The 658-nt window shown below is 69.0% G+C and carries 2 protein-coding genes; one reads left to right on the forward strand and one right to left on the reverse strand.

All coding sequences use genetic code 11. The annotated features are described in order from the left end of the window. On the reverse strand, window positions 1-289 hold a 289-nt coding region (locus ABD256_RS44225; RefSeq protein ID WP_344432411.1), incomplete at its 3' end, for a hypothetical protein. Between the two features lie 20 nt (window positions 290-309). On the opposite strand from ABD256_RS44225, the gene ABD256_RS44230 reads away from it, so the two are divergent. Beyond that, a partial coding sequence (locus ABD256_RS44230) for a GAF domain-containing protein (RefSeq protein ID WP_344432413.1) occupies window positions 310-658 on the forward strand: 349 nt, incomplete at its 3' end.

The following is a 658-nucleotide window of genomic DNA, read 5'->3' on the forward strand; positions in this document are numbered from 1 at the left end:
CGGCCTGGTCCAGGCGCGTGACGGTGGTCAGATCGATATCCCCTGTGGCGTGTACCACGACGGTGCCGTCCTGCAAGGTCTCCGCCGTGACACGCGGCGACGCCTCCACCGCGGTGTCGTGGCCGGGCGGGGTCGGGTCACCGATTGCCGTGACGTCGATTGGTGCGTGATCTGGCCGCTGTGGCAGCACTGCCCGCCGGGTGCGGGCCGCTCGCGGGTCGGGCCGCACGTTCGACAGTGGTGACTTTGGGCTTTGCTTGATCAGCAGCCTGGTCTGATGTCCGCGCATGAGCGTTTTAGACTGGGCCGATGTCCGAAGAGCCACGTTCAGACGACCGGCTGGCCGTGCTGGAGGCGATCACCGACTCGGCGCTGAGTCACCTCGAGTTCGACAAGCTCCTTGTCGCGCTGCTCGAGCGCGTCCGGTCCCTGCTCGGGGTGGACACCGCGACGGTGTTGCGCCACGACGCCACCGCCGGACTGCTGAGCGCGATCTCCTCTTCCGGGATCGAGGAGGAGGTCTTCCAGGGCGTGCGCCTCCCGATCGGAACCGGATTCGCCGGCACCATCGCGGCCACCCGCCGCCCGCTGACGGTGGACCAGGTCGGTCCCGGCACGGTGCTCAACCCCCTGCTGTGGGAACGCGGCCTCAGTACCC

This window comes from Amycolatopsis minnesotensis (genome assembly GCF_039529815.1).
Taxonomy (GTDB): domain Bacteria; phylum Actinomycetota; class Actinomycetes; order Mycobacteriales; family Pseudonocardiaceae; genus Amycolatopsis; species Amycolatopsis minnesotensis.